Genomic DNA, 26,211 nt, shown 5'->3' with positions numbered 1-26,211 from the left:
CTTAGCGATCGACGTCGAAAAAAAGCTTGGCTATTTTTTTTGTTGCAGTATAGTCCGGTCTAGACCGCAACGCGAATGGACTTCATCGAGGTATCGCGGACGCGCACAACGTTTCCCAAGCCGTTCCCTTTCTGTCCGGAGTGTCCGCCATGAATCGTCTGATCGCGTTATGTGCCGCCGCCGTTCTGTCCAGCTCCGCATTTCCAGTCGCCGCAGGGTGTCTGGACGACGTGAAGTCGAGCGGTGTCCTGACAGCGGGCAACGGCCTGATGGGTACCCGCCCTTTCGTCTGGCAAAACGAAGACGGCAGCTACGGCGGCTTCGAGGCCGATATGCTGAAGGAGGTGGGCAAACGCATCGGCGTGCCGAAGACGGACTTCGTCGTCACCGAATGGAGCACGCTGATTCCCGGGCTGAAATCGAAGCGCTGGGACATCATCTTTTCATCGATGTCAGCCACGCAGGAGCGTATCCAGAGCGCCAACGTGCGTTTCTCACGGCCCTACTTCCTGCTCTACGACGAAATAATCGTCAAAACCGATTCGCCGATCCAGTCGTTCGCAGATCTGAAGAACCGGAAGGTTGCCACAACGCTCGGCACCAACGATTCGGTAAATGCGCACCGGCTCGCGACTGAAGGCCAGATCGGCGAAGTCATGGACTTCAATTCGTTCGGCGAGCCGTTCATGGCGTTGCAAAACGGCCAGGTCGACGCGGTGCTGCTCGATCAGGGCACCCTGCTCGGCCAGCGCGAGAAGATGAAAAATCTGCGCGTTGTCGGTCAGCCGATTTACTACCACCCGAAGCCCGAATGGGTCGACGCCGAAAACAAGGCGAGCTATAAATTCGGCACGAGCGCCGCAGCGGTTCGCGCAGAATGCAGCGATCTGCTCACCGCGATCAATGGCGCGCTGCAATCGATGGACCAGGACGGTACGCGCCAGAAGATCCTCACGAAGTACGGTGCATGGTCGCCGGAACAAGCGGTGCTGACGAAGTAATCGCACCGATCATGAGCGAGTTCTTCTTTACACTGATTCCGCGCTACTTTCCGTTCCTGCTGAAGGGCGCGTGGGTGACGATCGAACTGTCGGTCATCAGCATGACGTGTGCGATTGCGCTCGGCCTCGCGGTTGCGCTTGGCCGGCTGTCGTCACGGCGCTGGCTCGACTGGCTGCTGCGCGCCTATGTCGAGATCTGGCGCGACGTACCGCTGGTGGTTCAGTTGCTGGTGATCTACTTCACGCTGCCGCAGGTCGGCCTGACCTTGCCGGGATTCTGGGCGGGCGTGCTCGGCCTCGCGCTAAACCTCGGCGCGTATCTTTCCGAGGTGTTCCGCGCGGCGATCCAGGCGGTAGACAACGGTCAGCGTGAAGCGGGGCTGACCATCGGCATGTCGCACACGATGATCTACCGGCGCGTGATTCTTCCGCAAGCGCTGAAGGTTGCGCTCCCCACGATCGGCGGCTACTTCATTTCGTTGCTGAAGGATTCGTCGCTGGTGTCGTTCATCGCGGTCAACGAGTTGCTCCGGCACGGCACGATCGTGATCGCCGATACCTTCATGAGTATGCAGGTCTATCTGATGGTGGCGATCATCTACTTCGCGATGAGCTTTGCTGCCGCACGCGGCGTGCGATGGATCGAGCAGAAGTTCACCCCCGTACACCGCGGCGGCAAGCGCGTGTCGACACAGATTCCCGCAGGCAAGGCCGGCGTGGCTGGCACGGAGCCCAATCTTGAAACCTGATCTGAACGGGAAGGCGAATCCCTCAACGTCCATTCTCGAAGTGCGCGCACTCGAAAAATCCTTCGGCGCGGTACGGGTGCTCAAAGGCATCGACCTGCGTATCCGGCCCGGCGAGGTCAGCTTCTTCATCGGTCCGAGTGGCGGGGGCAAGTCCACCTTGCTCCGTTGCATCAATTTTCTGGACATGCCGACCGGCGGTGAAATTCATTTCGACGGCGAACGGCTTTGTCATCAGGACGGCGCCACGTTTCGCACGAAGCCGGAAGCGCAGCTGCGTATCGCACGGCGCAAGATGCCGATGGTGTTTCAGCAATTCAATCTGTTCGCTCATCGCACCGTGCTCGAAAACGTGATCGAAGGGCCGATCCACGTGCAGCGCCGCCAACGTGATGAAGTCATTAGCGAGGCCTCGGCGATCCTGCATCAGGTTGGTCTCGGCAATCGCCTCGGCTACTACCCCGACCAGTTGTCGGGCGGCCAGCGCCAGCGCGTTGCGATTGCGCGTGCACTGGCGATGAAACCCAAAGTTGTCCTGTTCGACGAGCCGACTTCGGCGCTCGATCCGGAGCTTGTCGCGGGCGTGCTCGACACGATTCGCACCCTTGCCGATGCGGGTTTGACGCTTGCCATTGTTACCCATGAGATGGCGTTCGCGCGAAAGCTCGCCGACACGATTCATTTTGTCGCCGACGGCGTCATTCTCGAGTCAGGCACCCCTGACTCGATTCTCGGCGCGACAGGAAACAGCCGCGTCGCCGATTTCATTCGGGCAGTTGAGCGGTGAGCAGCGTGCAATGTCAACCACATACAAAGGAAACGGAGATGTCTGAAACCATTCAACAGCGAGTCGCGCGCGCGGTGACCGACGATCTGGTGCAGGCGTTTCGCGTCGACGGCGCAGTGTGTATTCGCAATATTTTCTCCGCGGATGAACTGGCGATGTTGCGCGAGGCTATCGACCACAACATCGCCCAACCGAGTCCGCGTGCAAAAGTGGCGAGCCGGCCGGACGATCCGGGCTGGTTTTTCGAGGATTTCTGCAACTGGCAGGATAACGACGGCTATCGTCGTTTCATCATGGAGTCACCCGCGCCGAGCGTTGCGGGTGCGTTGATGGGCGGCGAAGCGGCCCGCTTCTATCACGATCATCTGCTCGTGAAGGAGCCCAACACGCGCCAGCGCACGCCGTGGCACCAGGACCAGCCGTACTACAACATCACCGGCGACCAGAACGTCAGCATGTGGATTCCGGTCGATCCGGTCGCGCGCGCATCGACACTCGAATTTGTCGCGGGTTCGCATCGCGGGCCGTGGCTGATGCCGCGTACGTTCATTGCCAACGAAGCAAAGTGGTTTCCCGAAGGCAGCCTGACCGATTTGCCCGATATCGAAAGCAATCGCGACGCGTACCCGATCATCGGCTGGGAGCTCGAGCCTGGCGATATGGTGTGCTTTCATATGCTGACGTTGCATGCCTCGGGCGGCGTTGGCGGTAACCGTCGGCGCCGTGCGTTTTCGCTGCGCTTTATCGGCGACGATATCCGTCACCAGCCACGCCCGTGGCGCACATCGCCGGAGTTTCCCGGTCTGCGCGAAACGCTCGCCGAAGGTGCGCCGATGGCGCACCCGCTGTTTCCGATCGTGTGGCGCGCAGAACAGGGACAGGTGGGCGCATGAGCGAAGCGAAAAGCGAGTTGGACGACGCCGTAGAAAACACGCCGGTGCCGGCGCATATCCGTGCGTTGCCGCTCTATGTACCGGGCCGCTCCGAGCAATCGGTTGCGCGCGAATATGGTCTTGCGCGCATCATCAAGCTGGCGTCGAATGAAAATCCGCTCGGCTGCAGCCCACATGTCGCGCAAGCGTTGGCTGAGCAGTTCAGCGGCACGAACACCGCTCTCTCGCGCTATCCGGACAGCGATGCATTCGATCTGCGCAACGCGCTTGCCCGCTATCATGGTGTGCCGGCCAACCACATCGCGGTAACGAATGGCTCCCACGAACTGATCGATCTGTGCGCCGCGTTGAGCTTGCGTGCCGGCACCGCCGGCCTCTATTCACAGTACGCATTCCAGGCCTATCCGATCAGTATCAAGGCGCGTGGCGCTACCGCAATCGAAGTGCCGGCGTCCGATTACCGTCACGATCCGGCCTCGATGCGCGCGGCGCTGACTGACACTACGCGCCTCGTCTACATCTGCAACCCCAACAATCCAACGGGCACGCTGCTGTCCCCGGCGGATATCGAAGTCATTCTGGATTCGGTCGGTCCGGATACGCTCGTGGTACTCGATGAAGCGTATATCGACTACGTCGATCCCACGCTGCGCCCCGATTCGATTTCACTGCTTGCGCGTTATCCGCAACTGGTCGTCGCGCGAACGTTTTCGAAGGCATACGGATTGGCGTCGCTGCGAGTCGGCTACGGCATCATGCATCCCGATCTCGTTGATGCCATTGCCCGAATCCGCCCGACGTTCAGCGTCAATGCACTCGCGCAGCGCGCGGCATTGGCGGCGCTCGCCGATCGCGAATTCCTGCAACGCACACAGAGCCTTAACCGGGCAGGCATTACGCAAATCAGCCAGGCGTTGGAACGTCAGGGCATTCCATTCATCCCCACACATGCCAATTTCATTGCGATTGGTCTGAACGACGCAAAGACGGTGGCACAGCGACTGCTGCAGGCCGGCATCGTGGTCCGGCCGCTCGGTGCATACGAACTGGACGACCTTATCCGCGTAACCGTCGGTACTGAAGAAGAAAATGATATGTTTCTGCGCGCGTTGCTCAAGGCGCTTGGGCGAGACTGAAAGCGTAATAGAATCGGTGTCGCTCAATTCGGAATCGAAGGGTAGTACATATGGCTCAAAAACCCGGTGCGCCGTTTCAGCAGATCAAGGCCGTTGTGCGTGACAAGGTTCGTGCAGGCGAATGGGGCGTTGGCGAGCGCATCCCGTCGGAGATCGATCTGGCGACGGCGTTCGGGGTCGCACGCATGACGGTCAATCGCGCTCTACGCGAACTGACCGCCGAGGGTGAGCTCGAACGCGTGGCCGGCGTCGGCACCTTTGTGGCCGAAGGCAAACCGCAGTCGAATCTGCTGATGATCGCTCATATTCGCGATGAAATTCGCTCGCGAGGGCACGAGTATGCCTGCAAGGTCATTACGCTCGTGCGCGAAGCCGCTTCGGTGGAAATCGCCGCGGCGTTCGGGCTGCCGAGGAATACGCCAGTGTTTCATCTGACATGCGTACATCTGGAAAACGGGCGGCCCATTCAGTTCGAAGACCGGTATGTGAACCCCGCTGCAGCACCGGATTTTCTCACGCAGGATTTCACGGCCGAGCCGCCGTCGCAGTATCTCTACAACAACGTGTCCCACTACGAACTGGAAATCGAGCATATCGTCGACGCCTGTTTGCCGACGCCTGAACAGGCAGCGCTGCTCGAGATGCGAATCGACGAACCCTGCCTGATGCTGACGCGTCGCACCTGGACCGACGGCATGCCGGTGACGCTCGCCCACTTCGTGCATCCCGGCAAGCGGTACCGGCTCGGTTCGCGCTTCAAACCGAATTCGATGCCGGGCCAGGGCTTGGCCAGGGGCCGCTGAGGCACACCCGGGCGTCAGTCGACCTTAGGCTCGAGAAGCGCCAGCGCGGGCCGTACAACGCCCTCCAGCAGCGCGCGTTCCGGCCTTGTCCGGGCAAGCACCCGTATGCCGAGATGGAGCCCTAGCAGCAAGCGCGCAAGATCGTCAGCAGACTGGGCAGTCGAAATCTCGCCAGCCTGCTGACCCGCGAGCACACAGCGCCGGAAAAACGCTTCTACCGCCACCAGCACATTGGCGATCATCGTCTGGAAACCGGCGTCGTGTGGTGCAACCTCAAGTGCCGAATTCACCAGCAGGCATCCCTTGCGATCCCTGTCGCTGACCGACCGCTCGACGATTTCCCGAAAGAATGCCTTGATGGCATCGAGAGGCGGCAGGCTCCGCTCGAATCTCGATACCCGGTCGCCGAAGCTATTGTCAATGTAGTGGGTCAGCGCCCGCTGAAACAGCGAACGTTTATCCCCGAACGCGTTGTAGAGGCTTGCGCCTGTAATCCCCATGCACTGCGCAAGATCCCGCACAGAAGTCGCCTCGTAGCCATAGACCCAGAACTGGTGGGCGGCTGCATCGAGGACCGCATTTTCATCGAATTCCCGTGGTCGAACCATGCTTACTCCAGCCATCGCGCAACGTCTTCCCGGCCGGGATTGCAACGTCACACACGTTGCGATATTCTAAATCATTCGATCTAAAACAACCTGGAGCGATAGCAAACCTGCTTTGGTGTCGCACGACAGCCAGCACGCGCGCATCAGGCGGTCTGAGAACGCAACGCACAGGAACATCATGGCCGTGTACTCCGCAGAGGAGCGTCTGAAAACGTTGTTCGTCGCGGGCCTGGCAGGCGACGCATCCGGATACCGCTCGTTTCTGTCCGAACTGACGCGGCACCTGCGGGGCTATCTTCGCAAGCGGATTCCCCAACTTCACGACGACGTCGAGGATCTCGTTCAGGAAATCCTGCTGGCCGTGCATAATGCACGTCATACATACCGGCCGGATGAGCCTCTGACCGCGTGGGTCCACGCGATCGCGCGCTATAAACTGATGGATTTCTTCAGAACGCGTGCGCGACGGGAGTCGTTGCATGACCCCCTTGACGAGCACGACGACATTTTCGCCGAGTCCGCCGACGAACCGACCGATGCCCACCGCGACATCGGGAAACTGCTCGATCACCTGCCGGACAAACAGCGGCTCTCGATCGTGCACGTCAAGCTGCAAGGACTTTCTGTTGCCGAAGCCTCCCGCTTGACGGGGCTATCGGAGTCGGCCGTCAAGGTCAGCATCCATAGGGGTCTCAAGGCTCTGGCCACGTACGTCCGGAGAATGGCATGAGAACAGATGACCTCGTCGGATTGCTCTCAACCGGCATAGCGCCCGTAAAAAGCGGCACGGTGGCCCGTCGGTTCGGCATCTCAGTGCCGGTTGCCGTCATTGGCGCGACGGCGTTGATGGTTGCCGTATTTGGCATTCGCCCCGATCTGAGCACCATCGCCAAAACCGCAATCTTCTGGGAGAAGCTCGCGTTTCCGCTGTGCCTCGCAATCGGCGCCCTGATTGCAACCGTCCGGCTGGCACGCCCCGGCGCCAAGGTCGGAACCGGATGGCCCGTCATGGCAGTACCGGTTGTAATCGTCTGGATTGCAGCCATAGCGGTGGTGATCAGCGCCGCACCGCAAGACCGGTTGCCCGCGATACTCGGGCACACCTGGCGCACATGCCCATTCAATATCCTTCTGCTGGCCGTTCCAGGCTTCATTGCGATCTTCTGGGCTGTCAAAGGACTGGCGCCGACCCGTCTCCGGCTCGCTGGCGCCGTCTCGGGCCTGCTTGCAAGCTCGATCGCCACGGTCGCGTACTGCTTTCATTGCCCTGAGATGAACCCTGCGTTCTGGAGCATCTGGTATATGGCCGGCATGCTGCTTCCAGCCGCGCTCGGAGCGGTGCTGGGTCCCAAACTGCTTCGGTGGTGAATGCTCTGGCAACTCGTTGATCGAGCGGCCTGATTTCGTTGCGCGCAAGTCGAAAGCAAAAAAAGATGACTTGCCTGTAACCGGACGTCTCCAGTCCACGAATTAGATGATGTATCCAGCACGGGTACTCCTCTATCTCAACTTCTGGAGAAATTCCATGTCCGCTAAAGCCACTGTCAGTTCCGCGCTCCTCGCCGGCGTAGTCGCGAGCCTGCTCGCATCGGTCGCCCACGCAGCACCGCTTACGAGCGCTGAGGCAAGCGCCGCAATCGCCGCTCATAAGGAAAAGTGCTATGGCGTCGCCCTGAAAGGGCAGAACGACTGCGCCGCCGGTCCTGGCACCACGTGTCAAGGTACGTCCGCGATGGATTTCCAGGGCAACTCATGGAAGTTCGTTCAGGGTGGCACCTGCACGAGTATCGCCGTGCCGGGTGGCGGCCATGGCTCGCTCACCGCTGTGAAGTCCTGATCCGGCAAACAACGACAGGAAAGGGGGCGGCCATGACCGATTTCACCAGAACAACGCCAGTCGGAATCGACGAGCGCGGCTGCCCCTCCGGTGTGACCGCTGCGCAACGGCAGTGTGTCGGCACCAGTTTCAAGCATGAACATCTTGCCGCGATTCTCGCTGACGGTCTGAAAGACGGCTTCTTCGAAGTCCACGCTGAAAACTATATGGGCGCTGGCGGGCCCCCGCATCGGGCGCTAGCGGCTATCCGTGAGAACTACCCGATCTCCATTCACGGCGTGTGTATGTCGATCGGCGGCCCGAATGCGCTGGACGCTGCCCATCTCACGCGCTTTCGCGATCTGGTTGCACGCTACGAACCCACGCTGGTGTCCGAACATCTCGCGTGGTCGTCACATGGCGGAGCGTTTTTTAACGACCTCCTGCCTTTGCCGTACACGAAAGAAACGCTCGAGCACGTGTGTGCACACATCGACCAGGTTCAGCAGACAATCAAACGCCCCATTCTTCTTGAGAACCCGTCGACGTATGTCGCTTTCGCGTCTTCGACAATGAGCGAAACCGAATTTATACGGGCCGTCGTTCAACATACCGGCTGCGGCTTGCTACTGGACGTCAATAACGTTTTTGTTTCGGCAATCAATCACGGTTTCTCCGCCGCAGCGTACCTCGACGGATTGCCGCTCGAAGCCGTGGGCGAAATACACCTGGCCGGACACAGCGAGCAACGCGACGACGAGAACGAACTGCTGCTTATCGATAGCCACGACCGCGCCATCTCCGACCCGGTCTGGAATCTTTACAGGCAAGCCGTATCGCGGATTGGCCCGACGCCGGCATTGATCGAGTGGGATAGCAATCTTCCCGCGTGGTCCGTATTGCGGGATCAGGCAACGACAGCACGGCAAATCATGGCAGAGCACGGGATGTCACTCGCACAGGAACTCAGCCATGACGCCTGAAAATCTTTCGCGCCAGTACGCCACAGCGTTTGCGCCGGGACTGATAGACCCAGCGATCGCAGCGCCCGAAGACCTGGTGGCCGCATCAGGGAAGCGTGTAGCCAAGCGCTACAACGTTTATCGCAACAACGTCACGGTCAGCCTCATTGATGCACTGGCAGCGATCTACCCCGCTATCCAGCGCATCACTGGCGTCGAGTTCTTCAGAGCGATGGCCCGTTTCCATGTCCGCGCGACGCCCCCCGTTTCGCCGTTACTGTTCGAGTACGGGCGGGATTTTCCTACCTTCATCGAGTCCTACGAATACGCCCGCGAGATGCCATGGCTTGCGGACACGGCGCGCATCGAGCGCGCGTGGCTGGATGCCTATCACGCTGCGGACCTGCCTGTGCTTGCCACCGAGGCACTAGGAGATATCGAGCCCGCGTCGCTGGCCGGGTTGCGTTTCAGACCGCACCCCGCGGCGCGGATCGTGCGCTCAATCTATCCGGCCGTCGCAATCTTCGTGATGAACCGCACGGATGGTCCTGTTTCCCCACTACGGTCAAACGAACCTGAGGATGCACTCGTGACGCGACCGGAGCAGGACGTCATCGTCTCGCGCCTGCCGGCGGGAGGCGCAACGTTCCTCATCGCCCTTCTCGCGGGCGCATCACTAGGCGAAGCGGTCGCGGCGGCATTTGAAGAAACCTCTTCCTTCGATCTCCAGGCCAACATGGCAGGGATGATCTCTGCTGGCGTATTTTCCGCCATTCAACATGGAGATTGATCAAGATGACACCGGACACACAACAGGCAAAACTGCCCTTTCCAGGCGTGGTGATATCCGCGATCGGTGCGGCGAAACGGCTGATCCAACATCTTGCGCAACCGTGGCTCGTTCAACTCGTGCTTCGGATTGCACTGGCCGTACCGTTCTGGAAATCGGGCATTCTTAAATGGCACGGCTTCCTTCAACTGAACGACACGGCAATCGATCTGTTCACCCAGGAGTTCCAGTTGCATCTGCCAGGCGGTCCCTACCCGTTTCCTGCTCCAGCCGTGTTTGCATTTCTGTCGGGCTGCGGCGAGGTGACGTTCCCGGTGTTGCTCGTGCTGGGCTTCGGAACCCGGTTCGCGGCGGCCGGCCTGATACTGATGACGTGCCTCATCGAGCTGACGGTCCCGGACGGCTGGCCTATCCATCTCACCTGGCTGGCGATGGCACTGGGAATTGCAGCCTGGGGGCCAGGCCGGATATCCATTGACTACCTGCTGGGTGACAGGTCGCCCAGACCCTGACCCGAAGTTTTCGTCGAATCGTTGGGCCGCTCCCCACTGAACAACATGAGAACTTCAGATCTGATACTTAGGCTGACTAATGGTCTTACGACCATTGAGCCGAATTCCGTTTCGAGGAGACTTAACCGGTCGCTAAGCGTGGGGCTTGCCGGCAGCATGGCGATGCTAGTGGTCCTTTACGGAATCCGCAGCGACATGCCGCAATTGCTATTGACGACGATATTCTGGATACGGCTCGCGTTCCCGGTAACAACACTCATCACCGCATTGCAGCTCGCCGGGCGTCTTGGAAGTCCCGGCGTACCCGTCAAGCTCGCCTGGTTCGCAGTCGCACTGCCCTTCATCGCCATGTTGCTGGTTGCCTCGTTCATGCTGATCGCGACTCCGCCAGGCTATCGCCTGGCGCTGATGCTAGGCACGACATGGCGAGTCGCCACAGCGAATATCGTGCTGCTCTCCTTGCCTTCACTTGCCGCCGTGATGCACGCCATGAAGGGGCTTGCCCCGACCCGCCTTGCACTGGCGGGCGCTGGCGCCGGGCTGCTCGCCGGCGCGCAAGGCTCACTCGTGTACTCCCTTTACTGCTCAGAGATGTCCGTACCGTTCTGGGGTACCTGGTACGTACTGGGCATTGTCATAACCGCTGCTATAGGTGCTGTATTTGCTCCGCTCTACTTGCGGTGGTAGTCCGGCGAGGGTTCGAGGCGAAACCGCATCGCAGGAAAACAGGCTTTTTGATCAATACGGATTGACGTGCTCACCGAGCACAGAGTCAACGCTTGCTGCAACCCACATGCGAAGGAAAAATCGTGAAGGCTATTGGCAACCTCAGGATCGGCGTGCGCCTTGGAATCGGATTTGGCGCGACGCTCGTTTTGCTATGCCTGGTAGGTGCGCTTGGTCTGGTCCAGGCGTCCCGTATTTATGACGGCACACAGGAGCTTGCAACCGATCTCCTTCCCAGTGTCCAACGCCTGGGCGATATCCGGGCGCTGGTCGATGAGGTCCGCCAGGCATCCCTGAGTTATCTGATCGCCACCAGCGCCTCGGAACGTCAGTCCCAGCGATCGAAACATGACGCCGCGCTGAACGAACTTGCGCGGGTATGGCCACAGTACGAGGCGGTGGTCGGCTCCGCCGAGGAACTGCAACTGTCGAACCAGATCAAGGCCGCATGGACCACCTACCTTTCTCTGGACAAACAGCTCAATGAGCTTTCCGACAGCGGCGAAGAACATTTCAATGACGCCCGGTCTTTCGCAGGAGGCGAGTCTTCGCGCGCGTTCAGCAAAGTCACTGAGTTCATTGCTCAGGATATCGCCTTGAACGGCCAGGGAGCAAAGGACTCCGGTGAGCAGGCTGCGGCCGTCTTCCACAGCGCCTCGCTGCTCACATACGGGCTGATCGGAATAGCCATCCTGTTGAGTCTCGCTGTTGCGTTCGTCATTAGCCGCTCCATTACGGTTCCAATTGGCGTCTCCGTGAAGATTGCCCAGACAGTCGCACAAGGCGACCTCACCTCGAATATCGAAGTGAGCGGCAAGGACGAAACGAGCCATCTACTGCGAGCGCTCCAACACATGAGTGAGAGACTCGCCGACCTGGTTGGGCAGGTCAGATCCGGCAGCGACAGCATTGCTACGGGCGCGGCGCAAATCGCAGCGGGCAATGCCGATCTGAGCCAGCGAACCGAGGAACAGGCGGCTTCGCTCGAGGAAACCGCAGCAAGCATGGAGGAACTGACCTCCACGGTCAGGCAAAACACTGAAAGTGCCCGGCAAGGCAGCACGCTCGCAGCAAACGCGTCCGATATTGCACACCGTGGTGGCGATGTCATGGGCCGGGTGATCGGCACCATGCATACGATATCGGAGAGCTCGGCCAACGTGACCGATATCATCGCCGTGATCGAAGGTATCGCTTTTCAGACCAACATTCTTGCGCTCAACGCGGCGGTAGAAGCCGCGCGCGCAGGCGACCAGGGTCGCGGTTTTGCCGTCGTCGCCGCAGAAGTGCGGACTCTCGCGCAACGAAGTGCCAACGCCGCCAAAGAGATCAAAGGACTCATCACGCACTCGGTTGAGCGCGTAAAGGCCGGTTCGGATCTGGTGAACGAAGCCGGCACGGCCATGGGCGAAGTAGTTCAGGCGGTCAAGCGCGTCTCCGATCTGATGGAAGAGATTACTGCTGCATCGCTCGAACAGCATGCGGGTATCGAACAGGTCAATACAGCCGTCGCACAGATGGATCAGGTGATGCAGCAAAACGCCGCGCTGGTTGAAGAGGCCTCGGCCGCGGCGCAATCGGTGTCGGCGCAATCCGGCACGTTACGCGAGGTCGTATCGATCTTCAGGCTGGGAGTTGATTATTCAAAGCCGGACCTTGCGACACCACAGGCGGAGGATTTGTGGGTACCTGGACGAGAGGTAGAGGAACCCGGGCGCAACTACACCTCGGATGAGTCTGCATTCCTCAGTGATCCTGATTTACGGCATGACAGCAAGAAAAGATAATGTGCGACTCAGCGACAGTCGAGTCTCGCGCGCCGATACTGAATCGGCGCGACGCCACGAGTCGATTTGAAGGCGCGGCTGAAGGAGAATTCTGATTGGTATCCAACACGCGCCGCGATATCGCGAAGTCGCAGATCGGTTTGCTCGAGCAGTTGAGCGGCAATCCCCATGCGCCAACGGGTTAGATAGCTGTGCGGAGATTCGCCTACTGAATTGCTAAAGTTGCGGGCGAACGCAGCACGCGACAACCCCGCTTCTTTGGCGAGATCCTCCAGTGTCCAGGCACGTTCGGGTGCTTCGTGTATGCGCGCGAGAGCCCGTGTGATGTGAGGCGAACGCAGCGCCGAAAACCAGTCGTTTGTTGCCGGAGATGCAGCATCGGCCCAATCGCGCATGAAGTAGACGAACAAGGACGAGAGCAGGTTACGAACCACGATCTGATTCCCGAAGTTCAGCGTCTCCACTTCGTTACGAAGCATCCGCAACGTGTCGCATAGCGGTGAACATCCAGGTTCCATTCCAGCGCGGAGCGACACGGCTTGTGGTAGCGCCCGCAGAGCGGGAAGCGCCAGGTGCTGATCCAGGTCGAACTGGCCGCAAATCAGCGTGGTGGCCTTTGGGTCGCGGTCGACAACGCCGTCACGCATAGCCAGGAACGTTTCCAGCGGCATGGCATGGCCTCGCTCAGAATGCGCGACTTCATGCGCACTACCACGGGGGAACAAGACTAGTTCACCGGCCTGCAATTCCATCGTTTTCGTCTCGGGTTGGCGCACGAAAGCGCGCCCTTCCGCCACGAAGTGGAACACCACGGCGTTGCGAGGTTGCACCTCGAACCCCCATGGGCCTGCCACGCGTGTGCGCACCAGCACGAGTCCGTCGGCACGGACTGCTTTCAACCAACCGTTCAACGCATCCATGACCCTATCCTAGCAGAATGAGACGAACTGCTATGTTTTAGCACCGGATAGGTATGGATCATCTCCCGCAGAACATTTCCAATGAGGGCTACAAAACACGGAGGCGAAATCATGAACAGGGATCACGTCCTGCAAGTGCTTGACACTATCTACGGCAAGATCTTTAACAAGGGCGAGGCGGACCTGTATCCGGGTTTCGTGAGCGGGCCATACATTCAGCACAACCCGCTTTTTCCAGATGGGCTCGACGACATCCTGGGCTACATCAAACAGGCCGGGCGCATTCCATGCGAGGTTAAACGCATTGCGATAGATGGCGATCTTGCTTTTGTGCACGTGCGCTACCTGGAATGGGCCGGTCAGGAAACTGCGGGTGTCGACATTTTCCGCTTCGATGCCGACGGCAAGATAGTGGAGCATTGGGACGTATTGCAGCCGGTACCCGCCGTTTCCAGGAACGCCAACACAATGTTCTAGGAGATCACATGCCTCCTTCATCACTCGGTCCGATCAACGACGCCGACCTTGTCGCAACGCTGCCAGGTTTCACGAACGCTTACGCTGAAGTCGACGGTATCCGCCTGCACTACGTGGAAGGTGGCACCGGCGCCCCGCTGATCCTGCTGCCGAGCTGGCCGCAGACCTGGTGGGAATTCAGGCGCGTACTACCGCCGCTCGCCGAACGCTATCGCGTGATCGCCATCGACTTTCGCGGCATGGGCGGCTCGGACAAACCCGACGACGGCTACGACAAGAAGACCATGGCGTCGGACATCTACGCCCTCGTATCCCAGCTTGACCTGGGCCCGGTGAATATCGCCGGCAACGATGTCGGCGCTATGGTGGCCTACAGTTTTGCCGCTAACCATCCAGAGGCGACGCGTAAGCTGGTGATGATGGACTCGCCGCATCCATTCGCGGTATTCGAGCAGATTCCTCTGCTTCCAGCGCCGGGTACCTACGATCTGGAGAATCCGGCACGCGCGGTACATCCGTGGTGGTTTGCTTTCAACCAGATTCCTGGGCTGTCAGAACGAGTGTTCGCCGGCCGCTACGGCATCGTGCAGGATTGGCTGTTCGACTACCTGGCAGCCGACAAGACAGCAATCACCGCGCACGACCGCGCGGTGTATGCGGCAGCATACGACAGCGCGGATGCGTTACGTGCAGCCAACAGCTGGTTCTCCTCCTTTGCAACGGACATCGCCGATGCTGGCGGCTATGCGCCGCTGACCATGCCGGTGCTCGGGCTAGGTGGTATCAGCTACGACTTCCTCGCCGCTTTCCTTGGCACGGCTGCCCCCGACGCGACAGTGTTAAAGCTGCCCAATACCGGGCACTGGATTCCAGATGAGCAGCCGGAAGAAACCGTGCGGCATCTCAATGAATTCTTCGGATGACCCGCTTAACCAAACAAGCCGGCCCGATGCCGGCATGAGTCTAGAAGGCGCTCTTTATAACGCCCCCGTCGGCCCGCAACGCAGCGCCCGTCGTGGCCGACGAAAGCGGACTGGCGATATAGGCCACGAGCGACGCGACTTCCTGCGGCGAACTAAATCGCTTGATGAGCGATGTGGGACGGACCTTCTCGAAGAACTCTTTTTCGAACGCTTCAAACGATTTGCCGTCGGCCTTTGCAAGAGTCTCCACGAATTCACCCACTCCCCGCGATTTCGTTGGCCCCGGCAGCACGCTATTGACTGTAATGCCCGTGCCGGCAACGGCTTCGGCGAGCCCGCGCGCGACCGCCAGCTGCGCGGTTTTCGTCATCCCGTAGTGGATCATTTCAGCTGGAATCTGCACCCCGCTTTCGCTCGAAATGAAAATGATGCGCCCCCAGTTGGCCCGCCTCATCGCAGGCAAAAACAGGCGAGCGAGGCGTACCCCACTCAAGACATTCACGTCGAAGAACCGCTGCCAGTCCGCGTCGGGGATTTCTTCAAACGGCTTGGGCTCGAAGATGCCCAGGTTGTTGACCAGAATTTCCACATCCGGATAGCGTCGCGCGAGCTCTTCTGCTGAAGCAGCAGTACTGAGATCGCCCGCAAATCCTTGGACGTCGGTGCCCGTCTCCGCTTTCAGCTTCGCGACCACGTCATCCACAGAAGACTGAGAGCGGCCGTTCACGATCACGCGAGCGCCCTCCTGCGCCAACGTGCTGGCGATAGCGAGACCGATGCCGGCGGTGCTGCCGCTCACCAATGCGAGTTTGCCTGTCAGATTCAGGTTCATGAGTGATTTCCTTTCAATAGATGAATCAAAAATTGCGACATCGGGTCTTGAACGTCGGATGCCGCCAGGAGGTTCACGTACGTGTAATCGGTGCGCCACCGTCGGCCAGTGAAAGCAATATAGGCTTCAGTCCCGACGACCGAAAGGCCTAAAACATGGTCCTATCACTCAGTTTTTGTGAATGACAGGAGGCTTGCATGGGCCGCCTGCGTGCCCCGATTCCGTTTATTAATCAGACAAGAAATTAAGATTGAAAAAAGACCAATCGGTCGCTATAGTGTGTCGATGGGAAAAAGTGAAATCACACGCGACGCAGTACTGGACGCGGCATTGCAAGAAGCGAGCCTCACCGGCATCGCGCAGCTCACACTGGGGCCGGTGGCGGCTGCGGCTGGCCGTTCCAAGGGCGGCTTGCTGCGTCACTTTCCGAGCAAGGAGCATCTTCAGATCTCAGTGCTGGAACGCGCATTCACGCGTTTTCAGCAGCATGTTTTCGAGCCGACGCTGAAAGCGCCCAGCGGCTTGCCGAGGTTGCGCGCAACCATGGAATGCTGGCTCAAGTGGCCCGAGAGCGCCGGTTTGCCGGGCGGATGCCCCATTCTCAGCGCACAACACGAATTCGACGATCTGGACAGCAATGTGCGCGAACACCTGCACGGCGCATGGTCCCGCTGGCACACCTATCTGATACGCCAGGCCCAAAAGGCACAGGAGGCGTCTCAACTGCCCTCGGGGCTAAGCCCGGAGGCTTTGGTCATGCTAATGATCGGATTGAAAAGCGCGGCGCAAGTCGAACAACGCCTCCTTAACCACGGCGATGCCAATCGCAACGCATTGCAACTCTTCGATCGCCTGACCAATTGATCGATATGGAAGTCCATGTCATGCTCAAGCACCTCAAAAAAGAGACCATTCGGTCTTTTATTCTCGCTTTCCATAGATTGCGCTTCAAGGTCGGTGCGCTGGTTTCACCGCGTCGTGCAGCCGCTGGGGCCGCTGCACTTTTCAGTACACCTGTCCGGCCGAAACGGGCCAACCTGGACGCGCCGGCCGACATCCCGGCACCCTTGCTACGGGAGGTGCCGCTCGCAAGCGGCGCCGTGACGCTCTACGAATGGGGCAATCCCGCGACGCAACCGACGGTCGTGTTGATCCACGGATGGAATGGCTGGGCCCTGCAGTTCGCGTCCTTCATTGCACCGTTGCTAGCAAACGGCTATTCAGTCGTCGCGCTGGATCATCGCGGACATGGACGTAGTGCCGGCCGCCGTGCGTCGTTGTCGGGTTTCATCGACACCACCCTGGAACTGCTCGCGACCTTACCCACGCTGTCGGCGGTAGTGGGTCACTCTCTCGGCGGGGCCGCCGCTGCATGCAGCCTTGCACACACACGTAGCACTGCGGTGAAGCTGGTACTGATTGCGCCTCCGAACAACCCGCGAGTGTTCCTGGAAAAATTTGCGGCCATGCTAGGCATGTCCAGCAAGTTCACAGACGCCGTACAGATCTGGCTAGAGCAGCACTACGGCCGATCGTTTTCCGAAGTTAGCGTCGGCCGCATCGCACCCAGCATTCAGGCAGACACGCTCGTGATTCATGACCCAGCCGACAGCGTGGTGCCTTTTGGGCACGGTGAAAGTTATGCCCGCCTTATCAAAGGCGCGCGGGTTTCCCCTCTGGCTGGATGGGGTCATTTCCGGATCCTGGGAGCGCCCGATGCCATACGGCTCGTTGTCGACTTCATATCGGGAGGCGATTCCCAGTCTGTGCCGGAGAAGCCGTCGGCATCAATGGTCGGCTAGCGCGCCATGCGTGATCGAAACAACGTCTTATTGTCAGGAAAAGGAATGCAGTGATGAAAATTGGTACAGCAAGTTCAGTGCAGATCGTGCATCAGACAGTCGATATCGACGTCGCGTACGACAGTTTTACCCGCAATTTCGAGAAGATTTTGGGCAAATTCGATCTTGCGCTCGCGGCATCGTTCGCCAATGATCCGAGCCTTATGGATGAGGCCATCAAGAAGATGGAAGGCGAGCAGAATCTGATGATCTTCGGTTCTCTCAATCACGGAGTTGGATTCCGGTTGATTGGGGAGCAACCGCGTAAGGCGATCCGATATACGATGGGCAACCCGCGAGTGGCAATTCAAATGACACGACACGACATTCGTGCCGGTCTTTACGTCCCGTTCAATGTTTTGATTTATGAAGTCAGTGAGAGCACGATTCGCATTGAGTTCGATCGGCCGTCTTCGCTTCTCGGGACATTTGTGAATGCTGACGTGGACAAGGTCGCCAACGAACTCGACGTCAAGCTGGAGAAGGTTATCGAGAAGGCGGCGCACCTCTCGCGTCCGTAACCTGCCAGACTCGAGCATGGGTTTCATCGCCATGCATACTCAGTCACACGAACACGATGATTGCTTTGGTTTTCGCGAGGGTGCGCGGTACATCTCACAGCTTTACGAGCCGCATCAGTCGGAAATCGATGCCACGCCAACGCAGTTCTGCATCATGCACGCGACGCAACGATGGATTCGCATCCGGAGGTCATATACTGGGTACGTCTGCCTGATGTCCGTAGTGCGGTTGTGGTATTCGTTCGCGTAACCGTTCGAGCAGTATCAGTGCGTTCGACGAGGGAAGACTAACGGCGTTCTGCCCACCTCGCATCGAACCTTAGGTAGCTGAGCGGTGTGCTTGTGCATGTCCTTTTTGTCAGACAGACAACCCGAAAGCTCCTGGACCGAGCTTCATCTCACTTGCCTGTTTGGACGAAGCCATGCTGACAATCGACGACATCCGGACAGTCCCACTGTTTTCAGCACTCCCTGACAATGAACTGGAGCATCTCGCGCATGCGTGCGCGGACCTCCATCTATGCGCGGGTGAATTCGCGGTCCATGAAGGTGGAGAGCGCGCGTTGTACGCCGTTCTGTCCGGCAAGATCGAAGTCATCAAGACGTTCGACGGAATCGAGCGCACGCTAGGATGGCGTCTACCCGGAACCATTTTCGGCGAAGTGCCGCTCGCACTGAGCTCCCCGTTTCCGGGCGCCTATCGGGCCGCTGAGCCGTCGCGTGTCATGCGCGTCGACGCTCAGCATTACTACACACTCGCCGCCGCATCGCCGGAAATTGCGTTGAAAATGGGCGCCCTCGCGCGCGAGCGCATCGGCGGACTGCAGGGCCTCTCCGCCGAGCCGCCCAAACCCCGCGTGACCATGGTTGGCAATCGCTGGGACACCGCTTGTACCGCGTTGCGCCAGTTCCTGGCCCGCAACCAGATCAGTTGCGACTGGATGACGCCCGATGCGTCCGAACTGCCGGCACGCTGGCCTGGAAACTGTCCGTCAGAGGAGGATTGTCCGGCGGTGCGGCTGGTCGACGGGACGGTGCTTTGCCGCCCTGCGACGCGCGAACTCGCCGGGTTGCTGGGTCTGCAGACGCAGCCCCGCCTTGCCGAATACGACACGATGATCATTGGTGGCGGCCCGGCCGGTCTCGCTGCGGCAGTGTATGGCGCGTCGGAAGGCTTGCGCACTGTGGTGGTGGAGCGCGAAGCGCCAGGCGGGCAAGCCGGGACGTCCTCGCGCATTGAGAATTACCTCGGCTTTCCCAACGGCGTGTCGGGCGACGAACTCGCGAGCCGTGCACTGCAGCAGGCAAGGCGGCTGGGTGCAGAGATTCTGGTGACACGGTCTGTCGCTCGAATCGATGTCGATGGGCGTAACGTTCACCTCGACGGGGGCGACGTCATCCGTGCGCGAACGATCATTCTTGCGACTGGCGTCACGTGGCGCCGCCTCGAGATCGACGGCTTCGACCGGTTTATCGGTAAAGGAATTTACTACGGCGCCTCGCGCAGCGAAGCGAACGCGACTCACGGACTCGACGTCTATCTGATCGGCGGTGGAAACTCGGCAGGCCAGGCCGCTTTGTACTTTGCCAATCATGCGCGCATGGTTACGCTCATCTTGAGAGGCGATTCGCTTGAGAAGAGCATGTCTCGCTATCTGGTCGAGCAGCTTCGCGGGAAGTCAAACGTAGCGGTGCAACTGCAATCGGAAGTTGTCGGCGCACACGGCGATACCCATCTGACAGCGATCGACATACGCGATGGGCTGAGCACAGAGGTGCGTCGGCACGACTGTGGCGGATTGTTCGTGTTCATTGGCGCAGACGCAGAGACCGAGTGGTTGCCGACGGAAATCGCGCGCGATGTGCGCGGATATGTTCTTACCGGCGACGACGTCGTCAAGGCAGGACGCTGGTCCCATAGCCGGGACCCCTACCTACTCGAATCGAGTGTTCCCGGCGTGTTTGCCTGTGGGGATGTGAGATTAAGCCCGGTCAAGCGGGTCGCTTCAGCGGTCGGCGAAGGCAGCATGGCGATCGCGTTCGCTCACAAATATCTGCAGCACGACGCCAGATAGCATTGAGTGCAACGGTGGGGCGAATGCGTCCAACCGCCCATTTACGGTCGATAGCCGTTAGCCGGCTGCCAAAGAAGTGTCTGGGGCGAAATGCGCGGAAGCGCACAGAGTCATCTGAATCGGGATCATATTCTGTTCGATGCGGCAGACAGATCACCACCGGACACCCGAAAGCCGTATTTCTGCATGTCCTTCACAAGCCCCAGCTCTCCGAGCAATGGGGGAATGATCGCTCACAACACCAGGTCGACATCGGGGCCCCGCGCTACTCTGCGGAAAGCAACTTTACGCAATCAGGTGCCACCGATGCGTCTTCGAACCATCAGATATGCCTTGATTCTTGCCTGCGGGTGCATGGCTGCCGCGAATGTACTTGCCGCCGATGCTGCCGGCGTCGTGAAGACCCTTAAGGGCACGGTGCAGATCGAACGGGCTGGAGGAAGTTCGGGTGCGGCCATCGGCAGCGAGGTTTACGGCAGCGATCGCATCGTGACCGGTCCGGAATCTTCTGTCGGTATCACGCTGCGTGACACCACCCAACTCTCTGCCGGCGCAAACACCATCCTCGATCTCAACAAATTCGCGTTCAACACCACGACCCATGACGGAGTGCTCGACGCCTCCATCAAACGCGGTTCCCTGGCTGTGATTTCCGGGAAGTTGGCGAAGGCGAATCCTGATGCGGTCCGCTTCAGCACGCCGACTACCACGCTGGGCGTGCGCGGCACCGAATTCATCATCGAAGTCGGCGATAAATAAGGGGGCACGGTGAAGGCTGCAATTCGACATTACGGGCTGGCCTTTGCCGCGGCATGCGTCCTGCTGCCTTTCCTCGCCGGGTGCAGCACGCCGGACAAAATTATTCTATTGCCGGATCCTGACGGTAAAGTCGGCGCGGTCATTGTCCACAGCGCCACCGGAGAACAGAAGATTGACAAGGCCTACGCTGGGGTCGACGTCACCAGGGGAGGCGCCATCGAAAAAACGATGGATAGCCAATCCACTGTGGAGACACGATACGGGCAGCTACTTGCGGCCCGGCCGCCTCGCCCCATGGCATTTACGATCTTTTTTCTCTTTGATTCCGCCACCGAATTGGCCCCTGAGTCGTCGGCCACGGTCAAACAGCTAAAAGCCGTCCTGGCGACGTGGCCCGCGCCGCAGCTCGTGGTGGTCGGTCATACTGATCTGGCGGGCTCTCAGGAATTCAATGACCAACTCTCCATGCAGCGGGCGAAGACGGTTGCAGCGTTCCTGATCAAGCAAGGCATTCCTGCCCAGCAAATAGAGACCGCGGCCCGGGGCAAGCGCGAGCCACTGGTGCCCACGGCAGATGGTGTTCCCAATCGCATGAACCGGCGCGCAGTCATCACAATCCAATGATCCGCGCCAGTCATCGGCGCTGAATGGCCTTTCCGTCGATGAAACGCTTTTTCGACCCATGGCACGTCCGGATCAGGAATCTGCTGAAGGTGGCCCAAGGCCGTCCGGTGGCACTGGTAGTGTTGTTCGGCCTGAGCCTGCTCAACCTGTGCAGCGAATGGCCGAGCGACATAGCACGTCCAGCTTTCGTAGACACGCTCGATGAGACGCTTCCCGACTCATTCAAAACAGCCCGGCAAATTCTGTTCGATCAGTATCAACGTCACTATCCACGGATTCCGACGGCGCAGCCGGTGACCATTGTCGAAATTGATGAGGAGACGCTCGCGACCGCCGGTCAATGGCCCTGGCCGCGAAATCGACTCGCGAGCCTGATCGATGCCATCGCGGCACTGAAACCGCTGGCTATCGGTCTCGACATTTACATGCCGGAGCCGGATCAGACGTCTCCCGACAAGGTGGCTGGCAATCTGCCCGAAACGGCTGCGGCGCTGGCCGCCGGCTTGCGGGCCCTGCCCAGTCACGAAGCCATTCTCGCGAGATCGTTGCGCGCGGCGCCGACCATACTGGGTGCCGCGGCGCTCGATCATGCTGCCTTCGGTACCCGCACCGATCTACGAAGCGCACCGATCCGCGTTCATGGCACCGACCCGCTGGGCTACGTACAGCATTTCGACTATGTTCTCTGCAGCCTGCCGGAACTGCAGGCGGCGGCCCACGGGCAGGCGATGCTGAGCGTGGCGCTCGAACAAGGCGTTGTCCGGCATATTCCGCTCATCACGGGGTTGAGGGAGAAACTGGTCCCCAGTCTGCCAATTGAAATGCTCCGCCTCGCCACGGATTCATCGGCGATTGACGTCTTTGCGGATACATCGGGCGTGCAAGCGGTGGGCGTCGCCGATGTGCTGGTGCCCACGCAGCCCGGAGGGGACATCTGGTTGCATTTCGCGTCGATCCGGTCGACGCTGAGCCGCTACGTGTCGGCACGCGATGTCATGCAGGGAATAGTCGATCCGGAACGGATCCGGGACAAACTGGTGCTGGTCGGGCTAACCGGTGCAGGCGTGACTGACATGCGCACGACGGCGCTGGGGGAACTGGTGCCGGGTATCGAGATTCAGGCGCAGGTCATCGAGACGATTGTTGAGGGACGGTTTCTGCGCCGCCCCACCTGGCTGAAATGGGCAGAATGCGCTTTCATCATGACGTTCGGGCTGCTGATCATCTGGTATGTGCCCCGCCCCCAATCCCGGTTCGCGGTGTTCATCAAAGCCGTCCCCAAAGGCGTCGCCGCACTCGGTATAGGCCTGCATCTGCTGAACCTTCTGTTCTGTTTCTTTATTTTCATGCGCTTTGGACTGCTCGTCGATGCAGCCTCGATTTTCATTATCCTGTCCGCGGTCATGGGCTGCTTCCTGTCACCCGCGTTACTCAGCCTCGGCGAACAAACCAGAACGGAGGCCGCGCACACGCCGGGACGTGAAGACGACAACGACCGCGCCGGCAAAGCGCCATGACCTTGAGTTAGTGGTTGTGCGAATGGTCTGCAACTTGAAAACTGCCGTCGGCTTCACGCCGCATCGAAGGGTCGATGCGAGTCGGAAGCACGATACGCAAAAAACATGTCAATCGGCGGGCAGCAACTACACCGGTTCGTCAAATGCAGTACTTCGTGTCAACGTCTCCCACGCATCGAAATCCTTGGCCATAGCAGCAAGCTGTTTGCGCGCGAGGTCCAGCGCGTCGACCCCCAGCAGCAGATGTAACGGCGGTTGCTTCGCCTTCACCGCCTCGACGATCGCAAGCGCGCCTTTCACCGGATCGTTCTGCTGCTTCCCATCCGAGGCGAGCAGGGCATCGCGTTGCTTGCCCAGGGTCGCGGCGAACTCGGGAAGACGAATGCTCGATTGCTGCATCGAGCGGCCGCGAAAATCCGTCCTGAACGCGCCGGGTTCTACGATCGTCACGCCAATGCCGAACGGCGCCATCTCTTTTGCGAGCGTTTCAGATAGCCCTTCTAGCGCGTACTTGCTCGCGTGGTAGTAGCCGACGTTCGGAAAGGTGGTCAGTCCGCCAATCGAGCTCACGTTGACCACATGCCCTTTCCCACGCTGCCGCATAGCCGGCAGCACGGCCTGCATCATGGCGATTACGCCGTGCACGTTGGTATCGAACTGCGCGCGGATCGCGGCATCTTCGCCTTCCTCGATCGCCCCGATATAGCCATAGCCAGCATTGTTCACGAGCACGTCGATCTGGCCGAAGCTGTCATGCGCGGCCGTCACTGCCGCCTTGATCTGCCGCGCATCCGTGACGTCGAGACCTACGGCGAGAGCCCGATCTCCATAGCGCTCAGCAAGGTCGCGCACCGCATCCGGCTTGCGGGCCGTCACGACCGCACGATATCCGTGTTCCAGTACCACTTCGGCCAGCGCGCGACCCAGACCGGACGAGCTCCCGGTGATCATCCATACCGCATTGTCGTCAATCATCCTTCCTCCGTTTCACGTCAAATGTCGACACCGGCTTCGCCGGATGCCTTGACCTTGAGAAAGGATAGATGCGAGTATCCATTCGAACATCCTGGATAATTCGCATGGGTCATGCAATCAGATAAAACAATATCGCGTGGGGTCCTGGACGATCTTTCGGCCTTCGCGGCAGTTGCGCGGACACGCAGCTTTTCTCGCGCGGCTGCGGAATTGAACGTGTCCAATTCGATGCTGAGCTACACGATCAAGCGTCTGGAGAATCGCCTCGGCTATCCGCTGCTTCGACGAACCAGCCGCAGCGTAGCGCCCACCGCCGAAGGGCAAACGCTGTTGCTGACGCTGGGACCGGCGTTGGACGCAATCGAAGGTGCCTTGGGCGACCTCAGCCGAATCCGCGATTGCATTTCGGGCACACTTCGAATCACGGCCACACGGCAAGGCTATGAGGCGGTCATCCGTCCAGTACTGAGCGATTTCTGCGCAACCTATCCGGATGCAACCGTCGAAGTCATCATCGACTACGCCTTCAGAGACCTTGTTTCTGGGCGTTTCGACGCCGGCATCCGCCTGGGCGAAAAGCTCGAACAGGACATGGTGGCGCTGCCGGTCGGGGCGGCGCTCCGAATGGCCGTGGTTGCGTCGCCAGCGTACCTGTCGCAACATCGTGCGCCGGCAACACCGGAAGACCTTCAGCATCACCGATGCATCAACTACCGGATGGAAAGCGCGGGCAGCCTGTATTCATGGGAGTTTGAAAACGGCGCTCGAAAACTGAAAGTAGCCCTGTCGGGGCCGCTGACCTTCAATGAGCCCGAGTTGATGCTGCAGGCCGCCATCGACGGTCTTGGCGTGGCGTATGTCCTGGAACACGAGGCGGCGCCCCACATTGAAACGGGGAGTTTGGTCCGTGTACTTGACAACTGGTGTCCGCCGTTTGCCGGATTCTTTCTCTACTACCCATCGCGCAAACAGGTTTCGCCGGTGTTGGCAGCGTTCCTGACGCTTCTGCGAGCACGGTAAAAACCGCTCGTGAAGCCGCTTTCGCAAGCTGACAGGTTTTCGCTTGCGCCACTCGTTTGCTCATCAAGACACGCTCGCCAAACGACTACGTGAGTGCCTTTGAGCCACCGGATTCCCTGGCCTTGGCGCCATCGGAAACCGCGTGTTTCCGATGGTTTACGTGTCGTCGGTGGCCACCTGCTCCTCGCGTGCGTATTGTGAAGGCGGCCGCCCGACGTGCCGCGTGAAGGCAACGCTGAAGGTGCTGGCGGAGCTATAGCCAACGCGCTGCGCAATCTCGGCGACACGCCCTTCGTTGCGGCGTAGCAGATTCTTTGCGAGTGCCATGCGCCACGTGAGCAGATATTCCATCGGTGCGACGCCGACCGCGCGGCTGAAGCGCTCGAAAAAAGTCGAGCGCGAGAGCGCGGCCTCCTTTGCGAGCTCAGCAACGGTCCATGCGTGCGTTGGGTGTTCGTGCATTTCGCGGATCGCCGCGGCGAGACGGCCGTCCGCGAGTCCGCGCACCAGACCCGGTGACGCGCTCGTTCCTGCCGTAGACCGGAGCGCCTCGATCAGCAGCACTTCCAGCAGTCGTGAAAGCACGACCTCGCGCGCGGGCCGCTGCTCGCGTGTTTCCTCTCGCACAAGTTGCACGAGCGTGGCTAGCCGCTGTTCGCCGCGGACATGAACGAGTTGCGGCAGCAGCGAGACCAGCAACGTCGCATCCGGTGAACCGAAGCTGCAGTGGCCCGCCACCATTCGTAAGTCGATCGGTCTGCCCAGGCCGCCGATTCTGAATTCACCGTTGCCCAGCGCGATGGGCGCCGCCGTCTCGACGCCTGGCGGTGGCGGCTTGAGACTGGACATCGCGACGCCATAGGCCGCAGGAATCAGCACGAAGTCACCCGGAAGCAGCTCGATCGGCTCGTGTCCGTCGATCGCGAGACGGCACCCTCCCTCGAGGATCACGCAATAGAACGGCTGGCCGGCATCCGAGCGACTGATGCACCAGGGGCTGGCGCCGTGAACAAGTTTGGAAAACCGGGCATTCGGCTGCAGCAGTGTCACCACCTCGGCTAACGGATCGATCATCGCCGGACTCCTGCAAATGAAATTCGGATTGTTGATTGTAGCAAGTACGACATCGACGATCTATCGTATGAGCTCACACAAACCGC

29 protein-coding genes are annotated in these 26,211 nt (G+C 59.8%); 24 read left to right on the top strand and 5 right to left on the bottom strand.

What is annotated here, in order from left to right; all coding sequences use genetic code 11:
- The first annotated feature begins 149 nt into the window (after window positions 1–149).
- The 6 genes from R8871_RS36540 to hutC are packed head-to-tail and all read left to right on the top strand — an operon-like array spanning window position 150 to window position 5,366.
- Entirely contained in the window at window positions 150–1,001 is an 852-nt protein-coding gene (locus tag R8871_RS36540; RefSeq protein ID WP_175054767.1) for a substrate-binding periplasmic protein, read from the top strand.
- Window positions 968–1,750 (top strand): amino acid ABC transporter permease, encoded by a 783-nt coding sequence (locus R8871_RS36535; RefSeq protein WP_217468939.1) that lies wholly within the window; start codon window positions 968–970, stop codon window positions 1,748–1,750. The genes R8871_RS36540 and R8871_RS36535 overlap by 34 nt, the downstream gene beginning before the upstream one ends.
- On the top strand, window positions 1,740–2,534 hold the full coding sequence (locus tag R8871_RS36530) for an amino acid ABC transporter ATP-binding protein (protein ID WP_246288017.1): 795 nt from the start codon (window positions 1,740–1,742) through the stop codon (window positions 2,532–2,534). Before R8871_RS36535 ends, R8871_RS36530 begins: the two co-directional genes overlap by 11 nt.
- 38 nt (window positions 2,535–2,572) lie before the next feature.
- Complete coding sequence (locus tag R8871_RS36525) at window positions 2,573–3,427, top strand: phytanoyl-CoA dioxygenase family protein (RefSeq protein WP_175054766.1); 855 nt, start codon at window positions 2,573–2,575, stop codon at window positions 3,425–3,427.
- Window positions 3,424–4,563, top strand: coding sequence for a histidinol-phosphate transaminase (hisC, locus tag R8871_RS36520; RefSeq protein ID WP_175054765.1), 1,140 nt, complete (start codon window positions 3,424–3,426; stop codon window positions 4,561–4,563). Before R8871_RS36525 ends, hisC begins: the two co-directional genes overlap by 4 nt.
- A 50-nt stretch (window positions 4,564–4,613) precedes the next feature.
- Window positions 4,614–5,366: a histidine utilization repressor gene (gene hutC, locus R8871_RS36515; protein ID WP_175054764.1), complete on the top strand. Its 753-nt coding sequence runs from the start codon at window positions 4,614–4,616 to the stop codon at window positions 5,364–5,366.
- A 14-nt stretch (window positions 5,367–5,380) separates the two neighbouring features.
- Here the strand turns inward: hutC and R8871_RS36510 are convergent, their stop codons facing one another.
- Entirely contained in the window at window positions 5,381–5,974 is a 594-nt protein-coding gene (locus R8871_RS36510; protein WP_175054763.1) for a TetR/AcrR family transcriptional regulator, read from the bottom strand.
- Between the two features lie 178 nt (window positions 5,975–6,152).
- Here R8871_RS36510 and R8871_RS36505 point away from each other — a divergent pair, with 178 nt between their 5' ends.
- From R8871_RS36505 to R8871_RS36470, 8 genes are all read left to right on the top strand, one after another.
- Window positions 6,153–6,704: a sigma-70 family RNA polymerase sigma factor gene (locus R8871_RS36505; RefSeq protein ID WP_175054762.1), complete on the top strand. Its 552-nt coding sequence runs from the start codon at window positions 6,153–6,155 to the stop codon at window positions 6,702–6,704.
- Entirely contained in the window at window positions 6,701–7,342 is a 642-nt protein-coding gene (locus R8871_RS36500; RefSeq protein ID WP_175054761.1) for a DUF1109 domain-containing protein, read from the top strand. Before R8871_RS36505 ends, R8871_RS36500 begins: the two co-directional genes overlap by 4 nt.
- Before the next feature lie 157 nt (window positions 7,343–7,499).
- The gene (locus R8871_RS36495; protein WP_175054760.1) at window positions 7,500–7,811 is read left to right on the top strand and encodes a BufA1 family periplasmic bufferin-type metallophore; all 312 of its coding nucleotides are present in this window, start codon (window positions 7,500–7,502) and stop codon (window positions 7,809–7,811) included.
- Between the two features lie 32 nt (window positions 7,812–7,843).
- Entirely contained in the window at window positions 7,844–8,773 is a 930-nt protein-coding gene (gene bufB, locus R8871_RS36490; RefSeq protein ID WP_175054759.1) for an MNIO family bufferin maturase, read from the top strand.
- Entirely contained in the window at window positions 8,763–9,542 is a 780-nt protein-coding gene (locus R8871_RS36485; protein ID WP_175054758.1) for an HvfC/BufC N-terminal domain-containing protein, read from the top strand. The genes bufB and R8871_RS36485 overlap by 11 nt, the downstream gene beginning before the upstream one ends.
- Window positions 9,543–9,547: 5 nt before the next feature.
- Window positions 9,548–10,054 carry a DoxX family protein gene (locus tag R8871_RS36480; protein WP_175054757.1) on the top strand — a complete coding sequence of 169 codons (507 nt, stop codon included), beginning with the start codon at window positions 9,548–9,550 and terminating at the stop codon, window positions 10,052–10,054.
- A gap of 45 nt (window positions 10,055–10,099) precedes the next feature.
- A complete protein-coding gene (locus tag R8871_RS36475) occupies window positions 10,100–10,741 on the top strand; it encodes a DUF1109 domain-containing protein (protein WP_175054756.1) in 642 nt (213 codons plus the stop codon).
- Window positions 10,742–10,863: 122 nt separating this feature from the next.
- The gene (locus R8871_RS36470) at window positions 10,864–12,567 is read left to right on the top strand and encodes a methyl-accepting chemotaxis protein (RefSeq protein ID WP_175054755.1); all 1,704 of its coding nucleotides are present in this window, start codon (window positions 10,864–10,866) and stop codon (window positions 12,565–12,567) included.
- Window positions 12,568–12,575: 8 nt separating this feature from the next.
- Here R8871_RS36470 and R8871_RS36465 read toward each other — a convergent pair whose 3' ends face one another.
- Complete coding sequence (locus tag R8871_RS36465; protein WP_175054754.1) at window positions 12,576–13,487, bottom strand: AraC family transcriptional regulator; 912 nt, start codon at window positions 13,485–13,487, stop codon at window positions 12,576–12,578.
- Between the two features lie 111 nt (window positions 13,488–13,598).
- On the opposite strand from R8871_RS36465, the gene R8871_RS36460 reads away from it, so the two are divergent.
- Both R8871_RS36460 and R8871_RS36455 read left to right on the top strand, forming a co-directional pair.
- On the top strand, window positions 13,599–13,964 hold the full coding sequence (locus R8871_RS36460) for a nuclear transport factor 2 family protein (protein ID WP_175054753.1): 366 nt from the start codon (window positions 13,599–13,601) through the stop codon (window positions 13,962–13,964).
- Between the two features lie 8 nt (window positions 13,965–13,972).
- On the top strand, window positions 13,973–14,887 hold the full coding sequence (locus tag R8871_RS36455; protein WP_175054752.1) for an alpha/beta fold hydrolase: 915 nt from the start codon (window positions 13,973–13,975) through the stop codon (window positions 14,885–14,887).
- Window positions 14,888–14,927: 40 nt separating this feature from the next.
- On the opposite strand, the gene R8871_RS36450 is transcribed toward R8871_RS36455, so the two are convergent.
- Entirely contained in the window at window positions 14,928–15,719 is a 792-nt protein-coding gene (locus tag R8871_RS36450; RefSeq protein WP_175054751.1) for an SDR family NAD(P)-dependent oxidoreductase, read from the bottom strand.
- A 210-nt stretch (window positions 15,720–15,929) separates the two neighbouring features.
- On the opposite strand from R8871_RS36450, the gene R8871_RS36445 reads away from it, so the two are divergent.
- The 7 genes from R8871_RS36445 to R8871_RS36415 all read left to right on the top strand — a co-directional run bounded on the left by R8871_RS36445 (window position 15,930) and on the right by R8871_RS36415 (window position 23,056).
- Window positions 15,930–16,583, top strand: coding sequence for a TetR/AcrR family transcriptional regulator (locus R8871_RS36445; protein WP_175054750.1), 654 nt, complete (start codon window positions 15,930–15,932; stop codon window positions 16,581–16,583).
- Between the two features lie 20 nt (window positions 16,584–16,603).
- On the top strand, window positions 16,604–17,521 hold the full coding sequence (locus R8871_RS36440) for an alpha/beta fold hydrolase (protein WP_175054749.1): 918 nt from the start codon (window positions 16,604–16,606) through the stop codon (window positions 17,519–17,521).
- A 53-nt stretch (window positions 17,522–17,574) separates the two neighbouring features.
- On the top strand, window positions 17,575–18,081 hold the full coding sequence (locus tag R8871_RS36435; RefSeq protein ID WP_175054748.1) for a DUF302 domain-containing protein: 507 nt from the start codon (window positions 17,575–17,577) through the stop codon (window positions 18,079–18,081).
- 422 nt (window positions 18,082–18,503) lie between these two features.
- Window positions 18,504–20,156, top strand: a complete 1,653-nt coding sequence (locus tag R8871_RS36430; RefSeq protein WP_175054747.1) for an FAD-dependent oxidoreductase — start codon at window positions 18,504–18,506, stop codon at window positions 20,154–20,156.
- Between the two features lie 225 nt (window positions 20,157–20,381).
- Window positions 20,382–20,915 (top strand): FecR family protein, encoded by a 534-nt coding sequence (locus tag R8871_RS36425; protein WP_246288015.1) that lies wholly within the window; start codon window positions 20,382–20,384, stop codon window positions 20,913–20,915.
- Between the two features lie 9 nt (window positions 20,916–20,924).
- The gene (locus R8871_RS36420; RefSeq protein ID WP_175054746.1) at window positions 20,925–21,539 is read left to right on the top strand and encodes an OmpA family protein; all 615 of its coding nucleotides are present in this window, start codon (window positions 20,925–20,927) and stop codon (window positions 21,537–21,539) included.
- Between the two features lie 23 nt (window positions 21,540–21,562).
- Window positions 21,563–23,056, top strand: coding sequence for a CHASE2 domain-containing protein (locus tag R8871_RS36415; protein ID WP_246288013.1), 1,494 nt, complete (start codon window positions 21,563–21,565; stop codon window positions 23,054–23,056).
- Window positions 23,057–23,182: 126 nt separating this feature from the next.
- Here R8871_RS36415 and R8871_RS36410 read toward each other — a convergent pair whose 3' ends face one another.
- Window positions 23,183–24,031 carry an oxidoreductase gene (locus tag R8871_RS36410; RefSeq protein ID WP_175054745.1) on the bottom strand — a complete coding sequence of 283 codons (849 nt, stop codon included), beginning with the start codon at window positions 24,029–24,031 and terminating at the stop codon, window positions 23,183–23,185.
- 111 nt (window positions 24,032–24,142) lie between these two features.
- Between R8871_RS36410 and R8871_RS36405 the strand changes: the two genes are divergently transcribed.
- Complete coding sequence (locus R8871_RS36405) at window positions 24,143–25,051, top strand: LysR family transcriptional regulator (protein WP_246288011.1); 909 nt, start codon at window positions 24,143–24,145, stop codon at window positions 25,049–25,051.
- A gap of 156 nt (window positions 25,052–25,207) precedes the next feature.
- On the opposite strand, the gene R8871_RS36400 is transcribed toward R8871_RS36405, so the two are convergent.
- Window positions 25,208–26,125 carry an AraC family transcriptional regulator gene (locus R8871_RS36400; protein WP_175054744.1) on the bottom strand — a complete coding sequence of 306 codons (918 nt, stop codon included), beginning with the start codon at window positions 26,123–26,125 and terminating at the stop codon, window positions 25,208–25,210.
- Window positions 26,126–26,211 lie beyond the last annotated feature (86 nt).

The sequence above is a fragment of the Paraburkholderia sediminicola genome (assembly GCF_902859805.1).
Classification (GTDB): Bacteria; Pseudomonadota; Gammaproteobacteria; order Burkholderiales; family Burkholderiaceae; genus Paraburkholderia; species Paraburkholderia sediminicola.
Note: the sequence above shows the minus strand (reverse complement) of the source record. Positions and strands in the feature narration are given on the sequence as shown.